General features: G+C 73.7%; 12 protein-coding genes. 3 read left to right on the top strand and 9 right to left on the bottom strand.

All coding sequences use genetic code 11. The features are described from left to right. The first annotated feature begins 29 nt into the window (after nucleotides 1-29). Entirely contained in the window at nucleotides 30-446 is a 417-nt protein-coding gene (locus ACIQMX_RS05365) for a peptidoglycan-binding domain-containing protein (protein WP_363071015.1), read from the top strand. Nucleotides 447-570: 124 nt separating this feature from the next. On the opposite strand, the gene ACIQMX_RS05370 is transcribed toward ACIQMX_RS05365, so the two are convergent. The 8 genes from ACIQMX_RS05370 to ACIQMX_RS05405 all read right to left on the bottom strand — a co-directional run bounded on the left by ACIQMX_RS05370 (nucleotide 571) and on the right by ACIQMX_RS05405 (nucleotide 11,442). Continuing rightward, nucleotides 571-2,133 carry a 4-coumarate--CoA ligase family protein gene (locus tag ACIQMX_RS05370; protein WP_402475086.1) on the bottom strand — a complete coding sequence of 521 codons (1,563 nt, stop codon included), beginning with the start codon at nucleotides 2,131-2,133 and terminating at the stop codon, nucleotides 571-573. Between the two features lie 83 nt (nucleotides 2,134-2,216). Further along, the gene (locus ACIQMX_RS05375) at nucleotides 2,217-3,377 is read right to left on the bottom strand and encodes an acyl-CoA dehydrogenase family protein (protein WP_363071018.1); all 1,161 of its coding nucleotides are present in this window, start codon (nucleotides 3,375-3,377) and stop codon (nucleotides 2,217-2,219) included. Beyond that, nucleotides 3,374-5,326, bottom strand: a complete 1,953-nt coding sequence (locus ACIQMX_RS05380; protein WP_402475090.1) for an acetyl/propionyl/methylcrotonyl-CoA carboxylase subunit alpha — start codon at nucleotides 5,324-5,326, stop codon at nucleotides 3,374-3,376. Before ACIQMX_RS05380 ends, ACIQMX_RS05375 begins: the two co-directional genes overlap by 4 nt. 6 nt (nucleotides 5,327-5,332) lie before the next feature. Next, nucleotides 5,333-6,940, bottom strand: a complete 1,608-nt coding sequence (locus ACIQMX_RS05385; protein WP_363071022.1) for a carboxyl transferase domain-containing protein — start codon at nucleotides 6,938-6,940, stop codon at nucleotides 5,333-5,335. After that, nucleotides 6,937-8,679 (bottom strand): acyclic terpene utilization AtuA family protein, encoded by a 1,743-nt coding sequence (locus ACIQMX_RS05390; RefSeq protein WP_402475093.1) that lies wholly within the window; start codon nucleotides 8,677-8,679, stop codon nucleotides 6,937-6,939. The genes ACIQMX_RS05385 and ACIQMX_RS05390 overlap by 4 nt, the downstream gene beginning before the upstream one ends. After that, nucleotides 8,676-9,470 carry a TIGR03084 family metal-binding protein gene (locus ACIQMX_RS05395; RefSeq protein ID WP_402475096.1) on the bottom strand — a complete coding sequence of 265 codons (795 nt, stop codon included), beginning with the start codon at nucleotides 9,468-9,470 and terminating at the stop codon, nucleotides 8,676-8,678. The genes ACIQMX_RS05390 and ACIQMX_RS05395 overlap by 4 nt, the downstream gene beginning before the upstream one ends. Nucleotides 9,471-9,729: 259 nt before the next feature. Continuing rightward, complete coding sequence (locus tag ACIQMX_RS05400; protein ID WP_363071028.1) at nucleotides 9,730-10,248, bottom strand: DinB family protein; 519 nt, start codon at nucleotides 10,246-10,248, stop codon at nucleotides 9,730-9,732. A gap of 249 nt (nucleotides 10,249-10,497) precedes the next feature. Beyond that, nucleotides 10,498-11,442: an EamA family transporter gene (locus ACIQMX_RS05405; protein WP_402475099.1), complete on the bottom strand. Its 945-nt coding sequence runs from the start codon at nucleotides 11,440-11,442 to the stop codon at nucleotides 10,498-10,500. A 158-nt stretch (nucleotides 11,443-11,600) separates the two neighbouring features. Between ACIQMX_RS05405 and ACIQMX_RS05410 the strand changes: the two genes are divergently transcribed. Together ACIQMX_RS05410 and ACIQMX_RS05415 are read left to right on the top strand one after the other, a co-directional pair. Next, nucleotides 11,601-12,536, top strand: coding sequence for a LysR family transcriptional regulator (locus tag ACIQMX_RS05410; RefSeq protein WP_402475100.1), 936 nt, complete (start codon nucleotides 11,601-11,603; stop codon nucleotides 12,534-12,536). Between the two features lie 75 nt (nucleotides 12,537-12,611). Then, nucleotides 12,612-13,796, top strand: a complete 1,185-nt coding sequence (locus tag ACIQMX_RS05415; protein ID WP_402475103.1) for a serine hydrolase domain-containing protein — start codon at nucleotides 12,612-12,614, stop codon at nucleotides 13,794-13,796. Here ACIQMX_RS05415 and ACIQMX_RS05420 read toward each other — a convergent pair. Then, nucleotides 13,776-16,646 carry an FAD-binding and (Fe-S)-binding domain-containing protein gene (locus tag ACIQMX_RS05420; RefSeq protein ID WP_402475106.1) on the bottom strand — a complete coding sequence of 957 codons (2,871 nt, stop codon included), beginning with the start codon at nucleotides 16,644-16,646 and terminating at the stop codon, nucleotides 13,776-13,778. The genes ACIQMX_RS05415 and ACIQMX_RS05420 overlap by 21 nt on opposite strands. Nucleotides 16,647-16,713 lie beyond the last annotated feature (67 nt).

Consider the following 16,713-nt stretch of genomic DNA (forward strand, 5'->3'; position numbering starts at 1 on the left):
AGCCGAGACGACGAAGGGACACAGCCTCCATGGCTACGAAGACCGCCAGGACCCGGCGCAGGAGCGTTCTGGTGAGGATGGCGGGCGTTACCGCCGGACTCGCGCTCCTCACCGCCGGTACGGTCACTCAGGCCCAGGCGTCGCCGACCGCCGGCTACATCGGCGACGGCTACGCCAACAACACGCACGGCGTGTGGTGCGTCCAGCACCTCCTCAACGACATCGCCTCGGACTACGGCTACGACCGCCCGCTGGCCGAGGACGGCCAATGGGGCCCCGACACCCGCTCCTGGGTCATGTGGTACCAGCGCACCGCCCCGTCCCTGTTCAACCTCACCGTGGACGGCATCGTGGGCAAGGGCACCGGCGGCTACCTGCTGCTGGAGGGCGACGACTACTACGGCGGGACCAACTACTGCTACACCTACGTGCCTTCGAAGTTCTGACAGCGGCCCCACCGGCGCCGCCGCGCCGTGCGCACCGCATGGGCCGAAGCCTCACCCGAGGCTTCGGCCCATGCGGCCGTACACGCACCGGGCCGTGCCGCCCGGCCACCCGCCGCCCGGAGGATCAGCGCCGCGCCCGCAGTTCCCTGCGCAGGATCTTCCCGGAGACCGCGCGCGGCACGGTCTCGATGAACTCGACCTGCCGGACCTTCTTGTACGGGGCGACCTGGCCGGCCACCCAGACCATGAGCGCCTCCGCCGTGAGGTCCGCGCCCGGGGCGCGGACCACGTAGGCCTTGGGGATCTCGTTGCCGTCGGCGTCGTTCACGCCGATGACGGCGGCGTCGGCGACGGCCTCGTGGCCGACGAGGAGGGCTTCGAGTTCGGCCGGGGCCACCTGGTAGCCCTTGTACTTGATGAGTTCCTTGACCCGGTCGACGACGAACAGCCAGCCGTCCTCGTCGACGCGGCCGACGTCGCCGGTGTGCAGCCAGCCCTCGCCGTCGATCATGGCGTCGGTGGCGTCGGGACGGCCGAGGTAGCCCTTCATCACCTGAGGGCCTCGGATGAGGATCTCGCCGTCGGCGCCGATGCCGAGGTCCGTCCCGGGGTCCTCGATGGACACGATGCGCATCTCGGTGCTCGGCAGCAGCTTCCCCACGGCTCCGAGCGGCGGGTTCTCGGCTTCGAGGGGCACGACGTGCGTGCCGGGCGAGAGCTCCGTCATCCCGTACGCCTGCCGTACGGGCGGTATGCCGAGGCGGGCGGAGCAGGCGGCGGCGAGGTCGGCGTCCAGGGGCGCCGCGGCGCTGACGACGTAGGCGAGCGAGGAGAGGTCGTAGTCGCCGACGGCCGGGTGCTTGGCGAGGGCCAGGACGATCGGCGGGGCCACGTACAGCCCGGTGATGCGGTGTTCCTGGATCACGCCGAGGAACTGGTCGAGGTCGAAGCGGGGCAGCACGACGACGGTGGCCCCGCAGCGCAGCGGGACGTTCATCAGGGCGGTCAGCCCGTAGATGTGGAAGAAGGGCAGAACGGCCAGGATGCTGTGGCCGGGCTCCATGGGGATGAAGGGGCGCAGCTGCTCCAGGTTGGTGCCGATGGAGCGGTGGGTGAGCATGACGCCCTTGGGGGCGCCGGTGGTTCCGGAGGAGTACGGGAGGACGGCGACGTCGTCGGGGCCGAAGTCGATCTCGGGTTCGGGGGCGGTGGAGGCGAGCATGTCGAGTACGGAGGTGTGGCCCTCGGCCCGGTCGCAGACGAAGATCTCCTGGGCGCCGCCCGCGAGTCCGGCGGCCCGGCGGGCGACGTCGAGGAACAGGGACACGGTGACGATCCAGCGGGCGCCGGAGTCGTGGAGCTGCTGGGCGAACTCCTCGGCCGTGGAGAGCGGGTGGACGGTGGTGACCGACGCTCCGGCGCGCGTGGCGCCGTAGAAGACGGCCGGGTAGGCGATCGTGTTGGGGCTGTGCACGGCCAGGACGTCGCCCTTGCGCACGCCCGCCTCGGCGAGGTGGGCGGCGATGCGGCGGTGGAAGGTGTCGAGCTGGGCGTACGTGACGGAGAGGCCGTTCGTCCCGTCGATCAGGGCGACGGTGTCACCGAAGGCCGCGGCCCCGCCGAGGACCGTCTCGTGGATGGGTGTGGCGAGGGCCGGAACGTCTTCGTACTCGCTGTGGAACACCATGACGGTTCCCTTCGACGCGGGCAGGACACGGGAGGAGCCGGTGAGACGCGGTCGGTCGGCAGGTGCCGGCCCGCAGGCCCCGGTCAGTAGGACTTGGGGAGGCCCAGGGACTGGTGGGAGACGTAGTTCAGGATCATTTCGCGGCTGACCGGCGCGATCCGCGCCACCCGGGACGCGGTAATCAGGGACCCGAGGCCGTACTCGCGGGTGAGGCCGTTGCCGCCGAGGGTGTGCACGGCCTGGTCGACCGCCTTGACGCACGCCTCTCCGGCGGCGTACTTCGCCATGTTGGCGGCCTCGCCCGCGCCGGTGTCGTCGCCGTCGTCGTAGAGCCGGGCGGCCTTCTGCATCATCAGACGGGCCAGTTCGAGCTCGATGTGGGCCTGGGCGAGCGGGTGGGCGATGGCCTGGTGGGCGCCGATGGGCTCCTTCCACACCTGGCGGGTCTTCGCGTACTCGACGGCGCGGGCCAGCGCGTAGCGCCCCATGCCGATCCCGAACGCGGCGGTCATGATGCGCTCCGGGTTCAGTCCGGCGAAGAGCTGGAGGAGTCCGGCGTCCTCCTCGCCGACGAGTGCGTCGGCGGGCAGGCGTACGTCGTCGAGGACGAGTTCGAACTGCTTCTCCGCCGCCTGGAGTTCCATCTCGATGTGGGAGCGCCGGAAGCCGGGCGCCTCGCGCGGGACGATGAACAGGCAGGGCTTCAGCTTGCCGGTCCTGGCGTCCTCGGTGCGCCCGACGATGAGCGTGGCGTCGGCGATGTCGACGCCGGAGACGAAGACCTTGCGTCCGTTCAGCACCCACTCCCCGCCGTCGCGGCGGGCGGTGGTGGTGATGCGGTGGGAGTTGGAGCCGGCGTCGGGTTCGGTGATGCCGAAGGCCATGGTGAGGCTGCCGTCGGCGAGGCCGGGGAGCCACTGCCGCTTCTGGTCGCCGGTGCCGAAGCGGGCTATCACGGTGCCGCAGATGGCGGGCGAGACGACCATCATGAGGAGCGGTGAGCCCGCGGCCCCCAGCTCCTCCAGAACGATGGAGAGTTCGGCCATCCCGCTGCCTCCGCCGCCGTACTCCTCGGGAAGGTTCACGCCGAGGTAGCCGAGCTTGCCCGCCTCGGACCACAGCTCCCGCGGGTGTGCGCCGTCGCGGGCGCAGGCGGTGGAGTACTCCCTGCCGTACCGCTTTCCGAGTGCGGCGACGGCGGCGCGCAGCGCCTGGTGCTCTTCGGTTTCGAGAACGGTGCTCATGCGGTCGGTTCCTCCTGTGCGTCAGCGACGACGGCGAGCAGTGCGCCGACCTCCACCTGGAGGCCGACTGCGGCGTGCAGGGCGGTGAGGGTGCCGGAGGCGGGGGCGAGGATGCGGTGCTCCATCTTCATGGCCTCCAGCCAGATCAGCGGCTGCCCGGCCTCGACGGCGGCCCCGGCCGTGAGTCCGTCCGCGAGGCGGACCACGGTGCCGGGCATCGGGGCGAGCAGGGAGCCGGGTTCGGTGCGCTCGGCGGGGTCGGTGAAGCGGGGCAGGGCGGTGAAGGCGTACGAGCCGGTGGCGGTGTCCACGTACACCTGGTCGTCGCGGACGAGGATGTCGAAGTGGCGGGTGAGACCGCCGCGTTCGAGGGTGACGCGGGCCCGTCCGGCGGAGACCACCCGGATGCCCCCTGCCTCGACCGCCACGCCGTCGCGGGTGCGGCGGTAGGCGATCTCGTGCTCGCGGCCGTCCGGCTCGCTGCGGTAGCGCCTGAGCTGGGGCTGCGAGGGCAGATTGCGCCAGGCGCCGAAGCGGGTGAACCCGCCCGCGGTGGTGGAGGTGGCGCTGCGGGCTGCCGCGGCGAGGGCGGCGGCGGTGGCGGCGAGCCGTTGGTCCGCCTCGTCGGCGCCGCCGGTCAGGGCTGCCAGGTGCCGGTCGTAGAAGCCGGTGTCGAGGCGGGCGGCGACGAAGTCCGGGTGGCGCAGGGAGCGTACGAGGAGGTCCCGGTTGGTGACGGGACCGTGGATGCGGGCGCGTTCCAGGGCGCGGGCCAGCAGGCGTACGGCCTGGGTACGGGTGGGGGCGTGGGCGATGACCTTGGCGAGCATCGGGTCGTAGTGCACGCCGATGGTGTCGCCGCCGGTGTATCCGGTGTCCAGACGCAGGCCGGGCTCGTCCGGCACGTCGAGCGAGAGCAGCGCTCCGGTCTGTGGCTGCCAGTCACGGGCGGGGTCCTCGGCGTAGAGCCGGGCCTCGACGGCGTGCCCGGCGGGTTGCGGCGGCAGGGCGGAGGGCAGCGGCTCGCCCTCCGCGGTCCGTAGCTGCAGAGCGACGAGGTCGAGGCCGAACACGGCCTCGGTGACGGGGTGTTCGACCTGGAGGCGGGTGTTCATCTCCAGGAAGTACGGACGCCCGTCGGCGACCAGGAATTCGACGGTGCCGGCGCCCCGGTAGCCGACGGCCCGCACGGCGGCCGTGGCGGCGTCGTGCAGCCGGTCCCGGAGCCCGTCGTCGAGGCCGGGTGCGGGGGCCTCCTCGATGACCTTCTGGTGGCGGCGCTGGAGCGAGCAGTCGCGGGTGCCGAGCGCCCAGACGCCGTCGTGCTCGTCGGCCATGATCTGGACCTCGACGTGCCGGCCGCGCTCCACGTACGGCTCGGCGAAGACCTCGCCGTCCCCGAACGCGGACAGCGCCTCCGCCGCCGCAGCCGTCAACTCGCCTGGCAGGGCGTCCAGTTCGCGCACGATCCGCATGCCGCGCCCGCCGCCGCCCGCTGCGGCCTTGAGCAGCAGCGGCAGGTCCTCGGCGCGGGCCGCGGCCGGGTCGACGGGGGCGAGCAGCGGTACCCCGGCAGCGGCCATCAGCTCCTTGGCCCGGGTCTTGGACGCCATCAGCTCGATGGACTTGACCGGCGGACCGACCCAGACCAGCCCCGCGTCCTGCACCGCGGCGGCGAATCCCGCGTTCTCGGAGAGGAAGCCGTACCCGGGGTGGACGGCGTCGGCGCCCGCCGCGAGCGCCGCCGCGACGACGAGGTCGCCGCGCAGATACGTGTCGCCGGGCGCGGCCCCCGGCAGCCGTACGGCGGTGTCGGCCTCCCGTACGTGCAGGGCGCCGGCGTCCGCGTCGGAGTACACGGCGACGGTGGCGATGCCGAGCGCGCGGCAGGTGCGGAAGATCCGGCAGGCGATCTCGCCCCGGTTGGCCACAAGCAGAGTAGTGATCATGTCAGCTCACATCCGGAAGACGCCGAAGCCGCCGCGGGCGCCCTCGACCGGTGCGGTGTGGATGGCGGACAGGCACATCCCGAGGACGGTCCTGGTGTCGCGCGGGTCGATGACCCCGTCGTCGTACAGCCGCCCGGACAGGAACATCGGCAGCGACTCGGCCTCGATCTGCTGCTCGACCATGGCGCGCAGCGCGGCGTCCGACTCGTCGTCGTACGGCCGGCCCTTCGCGGCGGCCGAGGCGCGGGCGACGATCGACAGGACCCCGGCCAGTTGCTGCGGACCCATGACGGCCGACTTGCTGCTGGGCCAGGCGAACAGGAAGCGCGGGTCGTAGGCCCTGCCGCACATGCCGTAGTGCCCGGCGCCGTAGGAGGCACCCATCAGGACGGACAGGTGCGGGACCTTCGAGTTCGACACCGCGTTGATCATCATCGCGCCGTGCTTGATGATGCCGCCCTGTTCGTACTCCTTGCCGACCATGTAGCCGGTGGTGTTGTGGAGGAAGAGGAGCGGGATGTCACGCTGGTTGGCGAGCTGGATGAACTGCGCGGCCTTCTGCGACTCCTCGCTGAACAGCACGCCCTGCGCATTGGCGAGGATGCCGACCGGGTAGCCGTGCAGCCTGGCCCAGCCAGTGACCAGGCTCGTCCCGTAGAGCGGCTTGAACGCGTCGAAGTCCGAGCCGTCGACCAGCCGGGCGATGACCTCGCGCGGGTCGAAGGGCACCTTCAGGTCGCCGGGCACGATGCCGGTCAGCTCGTCCTCGTCGTACTTCGGCGGCTCGGCGGGGCCCGGATCGGGGTGTGCCTTGCGCCAGTTGAGGCGGGCGACGATGCGGCGGGCCTGGCGCAGGGCGTCGTGCTCGTCGAGCGCGAAGTGGTCGGCGAGGCCCGAGGTACGGGCGTGCATCTCGGCGCCGCCGAGCGACTCGTCGTCGCTCTCCTCGCCGGTGGCCATCTTGACCAGGGGCGGACCGCCGAGGAAGACCTTGGACCGTTCCTTGATCATCACGGTGTGGTCGGACATGCCGGGGACGTACGCGCCTCCGGCGGTGGAGTTGCCGAAGACGACGGCCACGGTCGGGATTCCGGCGGCGGACAGCCGGGTCAGGTCGCGGAACAGCGCCCCGCCGGGGATGAAGATCTCCTTCTGGGACGGCAGATCGGCGCCGCCCGACTCGACGAGGCTGATGACCGGGAGCCGGTTGGCGAAGGCGATCTCGTTGGCCCGCAGGGCCTTCTTCAGCGTCCAGGGGTTGGAGGCGCCGCCGCGTACGGTCGGGTCGTTGGCGGTGATCAGGCACTCGACGCCCTCGACCACCCCGATCCCGGTGACGAGCGAGGCGCCGACCGTGTACCCGGCGGCCTCGTTGCCCCAGGCGGCGAGCGGCGACAGCTCCAGGAACGGGCTGTCCTCGTCGACCAGGAGCTCGATCCGCTCCCGGGCGAGGAGCTTGCCGCGCCTGCGGTGCCGCTCGACGTACTTCTCGCCGCCGCCCTCCAGCGCCTTGGCGTGCGCGGCGTCCAGCTCGGCGAGCCTTTCGAGCATGGCGGCACGGTTCGCGGCGTATTCGGGGCTCGCGGTGTCGAGCCCGGTGGGCAGGACGGTCATGCGTGCACCTCCGGTGAGCTGTCCAGCAGGGCCACGGGTATCTCCAGCCGGCGCGAGCGCAGCCACTCCCCCACGGCCTTGGCCTGCGGGTCGAAGCGGTGCTGGGCGGCGACGCCTTCGCCGAGGAGCCCGTGGACGGTGAAGTTCAGGGCGCGCAGGTTCGGCAGGACATGGCGCACGACGGGCAGGCCGGCGGTCTCCGGGAGGAGTTCGCGCAGCCGCTCGACGGTCAGCTCGTGGGCCAGCCACCGCCAGGCCGTCTCGCTGCCGGCCCACACCCCGATGTTCGCGTCACCGCCCTTGTCACCGCTGCGGGCACCCGCGACGAGCCCGAGGGCGGCGGACCGGGTGGGCCCTGCCTCCAGCGGCTCGGGCAGCGGCGGCTGTTCCACGTCGGCCAGGGCTTGCGTGCGGACGGCCGGCTCCTGTGCTTCGCGCCGCCCGTCGGGCAGCACGGCCACCTGCTCCACGTCCCCCGCCGGTACGTACCGGGCCTCGAACACCCCGTAGGGCGCGCCCTTCCCGGGCGGAGCGGTGACGTGGAAGCCCGGGTAGCTGCCCAGCGCCAGCTCGATCGCGGCGCCGGACAGGGCGCGTCCCACCGCGTCGGGGTCCTGGTCGCGGACGACGAGCCGGAGCAGGGCGCTCGCGGTCTCCTCGGTCGGGGCGTCGGCCCGGTCGGTGCGCGCGAGCTCCCAGCGCACCTCGTCCGGCTGCCGGCCGGACCGGGCGAAGGCGTCGGCGATCTGGTCGCGGACGAGCTGCGCCTTGGCGTCGATGTCGAGTCCGGTGAGCACGAAGACGACCTCGTTCCGCCAGCCGCCGAGCCGGGTGAGCCCGGCCTTGAGCGTGGGCGGCGGGGCCTCGCCGCGCACCCCGGAGATCCGGACCCGGTCGGGCCCGTCCTGCGCCAGCCGCACGGTGTCGAGCCGGGCGGTGACGTCGGGGCCCGCGTACCGGGCGCCGCCGGTCTCGTACAGCAGCTGGGCGGTGACGGTGCCGACGTCGACGACGCCGCCCGTGCCGTCGTGCTTGGTGATGACGGAGCTTCCGTCGGCGTGGATCTCGGCGACGGGGAAGCCGGGGCGGCGGATGTCGTGGCCGCGGAAGAAGGAGTAGTTCCCGCCGGTGGCCTGGGTGCCGCATTCCAGTACGTGTCCGGCGACGACGGCTCCGGCGAGCGCGTCGTGGTCCTCGGGGCCCCAGCCGAAGTGGGCGGCCGCGGGTCCGGTGACCAGGGCGGCGTCGGTGACCCGGCCGGTGACGACGATGTCGGCCCCGGCCCGCAGACAGGCGGCGATGCCGGACCCGCCGAGGTAGGCGTTCGCGGTGAGGAAGCCGTCCGGCACGGGCAGGCTGTCGCCCTCGACGTGGGCGACGCGCACCGGCACGCCCACCTTGCCGGCCAGCTCCCCGATCGCGTCGGCCAGTCCGGCGGGGTTGAGGCCGCCCGCGTTGGTGACGACCTTCACCCCGCGCTCGTGGGCGAGGCCGAGGCCTTCCTCCAGCTGGCGCAGGAAGGTGGTGGCGTAGCCGCGCCCCGGGTCCTTGAGCCGGCTGCGGCCGAGGATGAGCATGGTGAGCTCGGCGAGGTAGTCGCCGGTGAGGACGTCGAGCGGGCCGCCGGTGAGCATCTCGCGCACGGCGTCGAAGCGGTCGCCGTAGAACCCGGAGGCGTTGCCGATCCGCAGGGGCGCGGGCACCGGCCCGTCCTGGGGGCGCGCGGCGGTGGCGGTCATCGGTCCGCCTGCGGGGCGCGGCCGGCTCCGGCGGGCCCGGCGAAGGCCTGCGCGATGTCGAGCCAGGCGTCGGCGTCTGCGCCCTCGGCCCGGACCGCCAGGTCGTCGCGGTGGGCGCGCTGGGTGACGAGCAGGCAGAAGTCGTGCAGGGGTCCGGTGACGCGCTGGGCCGCGTCCTCGGGTCCGTAGGCGATCAACTCGCCTTCCGGCCCTTCCAGTTCCACCCGGAACTCCTCCCCCGGCGCCTGGATCCCGCGCACGAGGAAGGCGTAGTCGCGAGCCCGGACCCCGATCCGGGCGACGTGCCGCAGCCGGGCGGTGGGGGCGCGGGCGGCCCCGAGGGCGTCGGCGACGTCCTGGCCGTGGGCCCAGGTCTCCATGAGCCGCCCGGTCGCCATCGAGGCGACGCTCATCGGTGGCCCGTACCAGGGAAACCGGGTCCCGGCGGGCGCCGCGCGCAGGGCCTCCTGAAGGCGCTGTCTGCCGGTGCGCCAGCGGTCGAGCAGCGCGTCCGGGGCGTACGCCGCGACGGTGTCCTCGGCGGCCCGGTCGACGAAGCCCTCGGGGTCCTTCATCGCCCGGTCGACCTCGTCGCCGAACCGCCCGGGCTCGGTGACGGCGATCAGCGCGACCTCGTCGGTCCAGCTGAGATGGGCGATCTGATGGGCGATCGTCCAGCCCTCGGCAGGCGTGCCTCCCGCCCATTGCCCGGCGTTCAGCCCGGCGACGAGCAGGTCGAGTTCCTCGCTCTCACTGGCCAGGTCGTCGAGCACGGCTGCGGCATCGGACACGGTGCGCTCCCCTCGGGGCGTGGCGGTGTGTCCCGGAGCCTGCCAGCGAGGGGTAAAACAAGCAAGCATGCTTGCATGATTTTCTGGGCGGAGTACGGGCCCGGCCCACGCGCACCCTGATGCCCCGTGACGGCCCGCGCCGCCGGTGGCGTCCCCGGCGCCCGGCGGCATCCCGCCGCGCCCGGCCACATCCCGTGGCCCCCGCGCCGGCCGGACGCCGCCGCCCCGGCGCCGGTGACGCCACCTCGCGCGACGGCCCCTACTGCCCCTTCGACGCCGCCTCGGCCATCTTGGCCGTCGTACTGGAGCCGTCCAGCGCCTCGCGGATGATGTCGGCGTGGCCGCTGTGGTGCGTGATCTCGCGGAAGATGTGCCACAGGACGTGGCGCACGGTCCACCGGACGGGCTCCGGGGGCGACCACGGGTACGCCGGCAGCGTGACCTCGCGGTCGAGGTCGGCCTCCTCGCGGACCGTGCGGTCGTACGCGGCGGCCGCGTCGTGGAAGGCCGCCATCAGCCCGGACAGCGTCTCGGCGTCGGTCATCCGCTGCCCGTCGGGGTCGAGGTCGGCCCAGTCGACCCTGGCCGGGGCGGTGCCCTCGATCACGTCCAGCCAGCTGCGCTGCACGAGCCCGAGGTGCTTCAGCAGTCCGCCCAGCGTCAGCTCGCTGACGGTCGTGCGGGCGCGCGCCCCGGTGTCGTCGAGGTTCTCGACGGTGAAGAGAAAGTTGGTGCGCTGGTCGGTGACGAGCGCGAGCAGATCATCGCGTTCCGGCATGTTTCCTCCAGGTCGGATGTCGCGACCACCCCAAGGACTGTCCCGCGATTCCCGGCGGGCGCACGACGACGGCTACGGCACCTCGCGGCGTTGTCGGAACGCCCGAATACGTCCAGTATGCGTGCGCCCCTCCGCGTTGCGACGCACCGCATCCGACGCCGCGCGCTGATCCACCAGGAACGCGGGACGGCCCTTGGATCCGGACACCCGGACACGCAGCCGGAACGCCCTCACCCGCCGGGCGGTTCCTCACCGCTTCCCGACGCCCCGCACCTGACTGCGTACCGCTCCCATGCTCGCGCCGATGACCAGGGCGATGGCCAGGGCGTCTGTCGTGGAGAGGGCCTGGTCGAGGATGAGGAAGCCCGCAGCGGCCGCGATCGCGGGCTCCAGGCTCATCAGGATCGCGAAGGTGGGCGCGGGCAGCCGACGCAGCGCCATGAGTTCGAGCGTGTACGGGAGGACCGAGCTCAGCAGCGCGACGGCGGCGCCGAGGCCCAGCGTCGACGGGACGAGGAGCTTCGAGCCGGACTCCATGACGCCGAGCGGCAGCGAGAGGACGGCCGCCACCACCAGCGCCAGGGCCAGTCCGTCGGCCTGCGGGAAACGGCGGCCGGTGCGGGCACTGAAGACGATGTACGCCGCCCACATGGCACCGGCGGCGAGCGCGTACACGGCGCCCACCGGATCGAGCCGGTCGAAGCCGCCGCCGCTCAGCAGCAGCACACCGCACAGCGCGAGTCCGGCCCAGACCACGTTGACCAGGCGGCGCGAGGCGATCACCGAGAGGGCGAGCGGGCCCAGCACCTCCAGGGTCACGGCGGCGCCGAGCGGGATGCGGTCGGCGGCCTGGTAGAAGAGCGTGTTCATGCCGCCCATGGCGAGCCCGAAGGCCAGCACGGTTCCCCAGTCGGCCCGCGAGTGGCCGCGCAGCTTCGGACGGCAGACGACGAGCATGACGAGGGCCGCGACGGCGAGCCGCAGCGTGACGACGCCGAGCGCCCCGGCCTTCGGCATCAGCAGCACCGCGACCGCCGAGCCGAACTGGACGGAGAGCCCGCCCGCGACCACCAGCGCGACCGGGGCGAGCGCCGTCCTGCGCCCTCCGGTGCGGGGGGCTTCGCCGAGGGCGGTGACCGCCTCCGGGACGGCGACTGCTGCGGCCGGTTCTGCCGCGGTGCCCTGGTTGTTCACCTGTGGCCCGACTTTCTGAGTTCGCGGAGCGAAAGTGCAACACAATGCACTTCACCATTGAAGATACTGCACTCTATCCGTGCAGCCCACCCGATTACCGTAGGCACCCGCGCGCGGCACGTGAAATGCCGATTGGGCTCCCGTTATGCTCTACACGCATGAGCACGGGACAGGGCGTGGACGGCGCCACGGGCAAGAGCGCAGGCAGCGGCGCCGGACGCGCCGGGCGCGCCATCGAGATCCGCCATCTGCGGGCCTTCCTCGCCGTCGCGGAGGAGTCGAGCATCACCCGGGCCGCCGCCCGGCTCCGCCTCACCCAGCCCGCCGTCTCGCGCACCCTGGCCGCCCTGGAGCGCCACCTCGGCCTCCGGCTCGTCGACCGCTCCACCCACCACCTCGACCTCACCCCCGAAGGCGTCGCCTTCCGTGACCGGGCGGCCGCGGCGGTCGCCGCCTTCGACGCGGCGACCGACGCCGAGGGGCTGCGCCGGTGGCCGCTGCGGCTCGGCCACGCCTGGTCCGCGTTCGGCCGCTACACCACCCCGCTGCTCCGCGGCTGGCAGGAGCGCTATCCGCGGATCCCGCTGGAACTGCGCCGGATCGACGACCGCACCGCCGGACTGACCCGCGGCGAGGTCGACGCCGCCCTGCTGCGCGGCCCCGTCGACGCGCCGGGGCTCGTCACGGAGGTGCTGTACGAGGAGGAGCGGGTCGCGGCCGTGACGGCGGACGGCCCCCTCGCCTCCCGCGCCACGCTCCGGCTGGCCGATCTGGCGACCGGCACCGTCGTCCTGAACACCGTCTCCGGCACCACCACCCCCGAGCTGTGGCCGCCGTCCGCCCGCCCCGCCGCCACCCTGACCGTCGCCAACACCGACGACTGGCTCGCCGCCATCGCGGCGGGGCGCGGAACCGGCGTCTCGGGCGCGTCCACGGCCGGCATGCACCCGCACGCCGGGGTCGCCTACCGCCCGCTCGTGGACGCCCCGGCCCTCCCGGTACTGCTCGCCCGCCGCGACGCCCCCGGCCATCCGGCACTCGACGACCTCGCCGCACTGGCCCGCGAGATCGTGGCCCGGGACGCCGGTGAATGAGGGAATTACGATGCATGTGCGCACAGTTGGAGCCCGTGGAAGAGGCGTGACGTGCACGCCCGCCGAGGGGGAGCCATGTCGGACCACAGCTCTGCGACCATCACCATGCGCGGCACCGTGACCGCCGGTTACGAGGCGGTGCGTGACGAGTTCGCCGCCGTACTGGCCGAGGAGCACAACGAGCCGGGCGCGCAGCTCGCCGTGTACCGGGACGGCCGGCTGGTCGTCGATCTCTGGGCGGGTGAGGGGATCGAAGGTGACTCGCTGCCCGCCGTCTTCTCGTCGACCAAGGGCGCGGCCCATCTCGTCGTCGCCCTGCTGGTGCAGGACGGCACCCTGGACCTGGACCGGACGGTCGCGTCGTACTGGCCGGAGTTCGCTGCCGAGGGCAAGGGGGCGCTGACCCTGCGGGAGCTGCTGGGCCACCGGTCCGGAGTGATCGGCATCGAGGGCGGATTCCGCGAGGCGGACCTGGCCGACGACCGGGTGATCGCCGCCCGGCTGGCAGCGCAGGCCCCCTTCTGGGAGCCGGGCAGGGAGTACGGGTACCACGCGCTGGTGATTGGCGCGCTGACCGGCGAGGTGGTGCGGCGGGCCACCGGGCGTTCGATCCAGGAGCTGTTCGAGGAACGCGTCCGTGCCCCGTACGGCCTGGATCTCCACCTCGGACAGTCCGCGGAGCTGGAGCCCCGCTACCTGGCCGTCCGGCCGATGAACCCGACGCCGGAACAGAAGGCGGAGCTCGGTGCCCGCCCCTTCGATCCCAAGGGCCTTCAGGCGGTGGCCTTCAACGTCCCGACGGATCTGGTGGCCTGGATCAACACCCCTTCCGTGCGGGCGCTCGGCCCGGCCTCGGTGGGCGGTGTGGGATCGGCGCGCGCGCTGGCCGGGATGTACGCGGCGACGCTCTCGGAGTTCGCGGGCCGGCCCGCTCTCCTCACGCCGGAGACCCGCGCCGAGTTCGCCCGCCCCGGCCTGGCCGGCACCGACCGGGTGACCTTGGAGAAGGACCACTTCGGCCTCGGCTTCGAACGCCCGCAGATGCTCTACCCGTCGCTGGGCGAGGGTGCGTTCGGCCACTGCGGCGCGGCGGGCTCGCAGGCGTTCGCGGACCCGGCGAGCGGGATCGCGTACGGCTACACGCGTCGGCGGTTCGCGTACCCGGGCGGGGCGGCGCCGGAGAACGAACGGCTGGTGGCGGCGGTGGTGAAGGCGGCGGAATCGAGCACCTCGGCCCCCTCAAGCCGCTCCGGCGCCTGAGGAGCGGGGGTCCGGGGGCGGCGCCCCCGCCTCCAGCCCCTCCGCCAGCACCTCCGCGAGGTGCCGCGCCCGCACACCCCCCACCTGCGCCAGCTGGGTCCGGCAGGAGAACCCGTCCGCCAGGACCTCCGTGCCCGGGGGCGCCTCCCGTACCGCCGGGAGCAGCTGGTCCTCCGCGCAGGCCACCGACACGTCGAAGTGGCCCCGCTCGAAGCCGAAGTTGCCGGCCAGGCCGCAGCAGCCGCCCACCGGCTCGCCGGTCAGTCCGGCCCGCTCCCGCAGCCGCCGGTCCGCCGCATCGCCCAGCACCGCGTGCTGGTGGCAGTGCGTCTGGCCGGTGACCCGGCGGTCCAGGCGCGGGGGCTCCCAGTCGGGGGCGTACTCCTCCAGGTACTCGGCCAGCGTGCGGACGGAGGCGGCCAGTTGGGCGGCGCGCGGGTCGTCCGGGAGGAGCTCAGGAAGGTCGGTGCGCAGGGTCGCCGCGCAGCTCGGCTCCAGGACGACGACGGGGTCGCCCAGCGTGCCGCCCAGCCGTTTAAGGGTGCGGCGCATCACCCTGCGCGCCCGGGTCAGCTGGCCGGTCGAGACGTACGTGAGGCCGCAGCACAGCCCTCGGCCGGCGGGAAGCACCTGGCGGCCCGTCGCCTCCAGGACCCGTACCGCGGCCCTGCCCACCTCGGGCGAGAGGTGTTCGGTGAACGTGTCGGGCCAGAGGATGGCGAGCTGATCGCCGGAGCGGAGGAACGTCCCCTTGCCCCACCGCCGGTTCAGCCACCGGGTGAACCGCTCCCGGGCCAGCACCGGGATCCCGCGCTCCGGCGCGATGCCCGCGACCCGCTTGGCCAGGGCGGCGAGCGGGCGCACCCGCGCCAGGGTGTTCAGGGGGTCCGCGAAGGGGGACGCGATCCGCAGCCACCGGGGCAGCCATCCCATCGCGTAGTGCGCGGCGGGCCGCAGCCGCCCCCGGTAGTGGTGGTGCAGGAACTCCGCCTTGTACGTCGCCATGTCGACGCCCACCGGGCAGTCGCTGCGGCAGCCCTTGCAGGACAGGCACAGGTCGAGCGCGTCCCGTACCTCCGTCGAGCGCCAGCCGTCCGTGATCACGCCGCCCGCGTCGCCGGCCAGCATCTCGTGGAGCAGCCGGGCCCGGCCGCGCGTGGAGTGCGCCTCCTCGCCGGTCGCGCGGAAGGAGGGGCACATCACGGACGGGCCGGAGCTCCGTTCCGTACGGCACTTGGCGACGCCGACACACCTGCGGACGGCCGCGGAGAAGTCACCGCCGTCGTGCGGGTAGCCGAACGCGACATCGACCGGCTTCCGCGGGAGCACGTCGAAGCGGAGGTTCTCGTCGAGGCGGGCCGGACGGGCCAGGATGCCCGGGTTCATGCCGCCGTCGGGGTCCCAGAGGTCCTTGAACCGGCCGAAGAGGGCGACGAGTTCGTCCCCGTACATGCGCGGCAGCAGCTCGGCACGGGCCTGGCCGTCGCCGTGTTCGCCGGACAGGGAGCCGCCGTGGGCGACGACGAGCGAGGCCAGGTCCTCGGAGAAGCGGCGGAACCGGGCCACGCCGGGGCCGGTCAGCAGGTCGAAGTCGATCCGGACATGGATGCAGCCGTCACCGAAGTGACCGTACGGCGTGCCGCGCAGGCCGTGTTCGGCGAGCAGGGCGCGGAAGTCGCGGAGATAGGGGCCGAGCCGGGCGGGCGGCACGGCGCAGTCCTCCCAGCCGGGCCAGGCCTCGCCGCCGCCGGGCGTCCGGGTCGCCGTGCCGGCCGCGTCCTCGCGGATCCGCCACAGGGCCCGCTGCCCGGCCGGGTCGGTGACGACGGCGGCGTCCACCGCGTCCGCGGACGCGGCGCGCACGAGGCGTTCGGCGTGCGCGCGGGCCTCGGCCGGGGTGGCGCCGCCCGTCTCGGCAAAGAGCCAGGCCGCGCCGCGGGGCAGTCCGGCCGGTTCGCGTACGAGGTCGGCGGCCATGCCCTCCACGGTCAGCGGGTGCAGGGGCAGGAGGCCGGGGGCGGCCTCGGCGGCGGCGGACTCGTCGGCGTAGCCGAGGACGGCGAGCGCGCGGGCGGCGGGTGCCGGGACCAGGCGCAGCGTCGCCTCCGTCACCACGCCGAGCGTGCCCTCGCTGCCGCAGAACGCGCGGGCGGGGTCGGGTCCGTTCTCGGGAAGCAGGGCGTCGAGGGCGTATCCGGAGATGCGGCGCGGGAGTTCGGGAAATCCGGTACGCAGGAGCGCGAGATGGGAGGCGACCAGCTCGCGGAGTCCGGCGGGACCTTCGGCGCCGCGTTCCAGGCGCAGGGTGCCGCCGCCGTAGCGGGCGGCGGTCAGGGCGTGGACGTTGTCGGCGGTGGTGCCCCAGGCGACCGAGTGGGAGCCGCAGGAGTTGTTGCCGATCATGCCGCCGATGGTGCAGCGGCTGTGCGTGGAGGGGTCCGGGCCGAAGGTGAGACCGTGCGGGGCGGCGGCCGCCCGCAGGTCGTCCAGGACGACGCCGGGCTGGACGACGGCGGTACGGGAGCCGGGGTCCAGTTCGAGAATCGTCCGGAGGTGGCGGGTGAGGTCGAGGACGACGCCGGTGCCGGTGGCCTGCCCGGCGATGGACGTGCCGCCGCCGCGCGGCACGACGGGCACGCCGTGCGCCCGGCAGGCGGCGAGCGTGGCGGCGACGTCGTCGGCGTCGCGCGGGGCGACGACTCCGAGCGGCACCCGCCGGTAGTTGGAGGCGTCCATCGTCGCCAGGGCCCGCGCGGTGGCGTCGAACGCGACCTCGCCCCGTACGGACGCGCGCAGTTGACGGGCGAGCGCGTCGGGGATGCCGCCGTTTCGAGCGTTGCCGGATGCCATGCGGCCAGGATGCCGCCGGTCCGGCAGCCTCGCCGGGCCGCCCCGCCCGGCCGTCCCCTCGCGTTTC

Origin of the sequence: Streptomyces sp. NPDC091416 (genome assembly GCF_044756845.1) — a bacterium.
GTDB lineage: Bacteria > Actinomycetota > Actinomycetes > Streptomycetales > Streptomycetaceae > Streptomyces.

Excerpts from the sequence above, each read along its gene's own strand:
- ACIQMX_RS05365 (WP_363071015.1), top strand. The coding sequence starts at position 30 with ATGGCTACGAAGACCGCCAGGACCCGGCGCAGGAGCGTTCTGGTGAGG.
- ACIQMX_RS05370 (WP_402475086.1), bottom strand. The coding sequence starts at position 2,133 with ATGGTGTTCCACAGCGAGTACGAAGACGTTCCGGCCCTCGCCACACCC.
- ACIQMX_RS05375 (WP_363071018.1), bottom strand. The coding sequence starts at position 3,377 with ATGAGCACCGTTCTCGAAACCGAAGAGCACCAGGCGCTGCGCGCCGCC.
- ACIQMX_RS05380 (WP_402475090.1), bottom strand. The coding sequence starts at position 5,326 with ATGATCACTACTCTGCTTGTGGCCAACCGGGGCGAGATCGCCTGCCGG.
- ACIQMX_RS05385 (WP_363071022.1), bottom strand. The coding sequence starts at position 6,940 with ATGACCGTCCTGCCCACCGGGCTCGACACCGCGAGCCCCGAATACGCC.
- ACIQMX_RS05390 (WP_402475093.1), bottom strand. The coding sequence starts at position 8,679 with ATGACCGCCACCGCCGCGCGCCCCCAGGACGGGCCGGTGCCCGCGCCC.
- ACIQMX_RS05400 (WP_363071028.1), bottom strand. The coding sequence starts at position 10,248 with ATGCCGGAACGCGATGATCTGCTCGCGCTCGTCACCGACCAGCGCACC.
- ACIQMX_RS05410 (WP_402475100.1), top strand. The coding sequence starts at position 11,601 with ATGAGCACGGGACAGGGCGTGGACGGCGCCACGGGCAAGAGCGCAGGC.
- ACIQMX_RS05415 (WP_402475103.1), top strand. The coding sequence starts at position 12,612 with ATGTCGGACCACAGCTCTGCGACCATCACCATGCGCGGCACCGTGACC.
- ACIQMX_RS05420 (WP_402475106.1), bottom strand. The coding sequence starts at position 16,646 with ATGGCATCCGGCAACGCTCGAAACGGCGGCATCCCCGACGCGCTCGCC.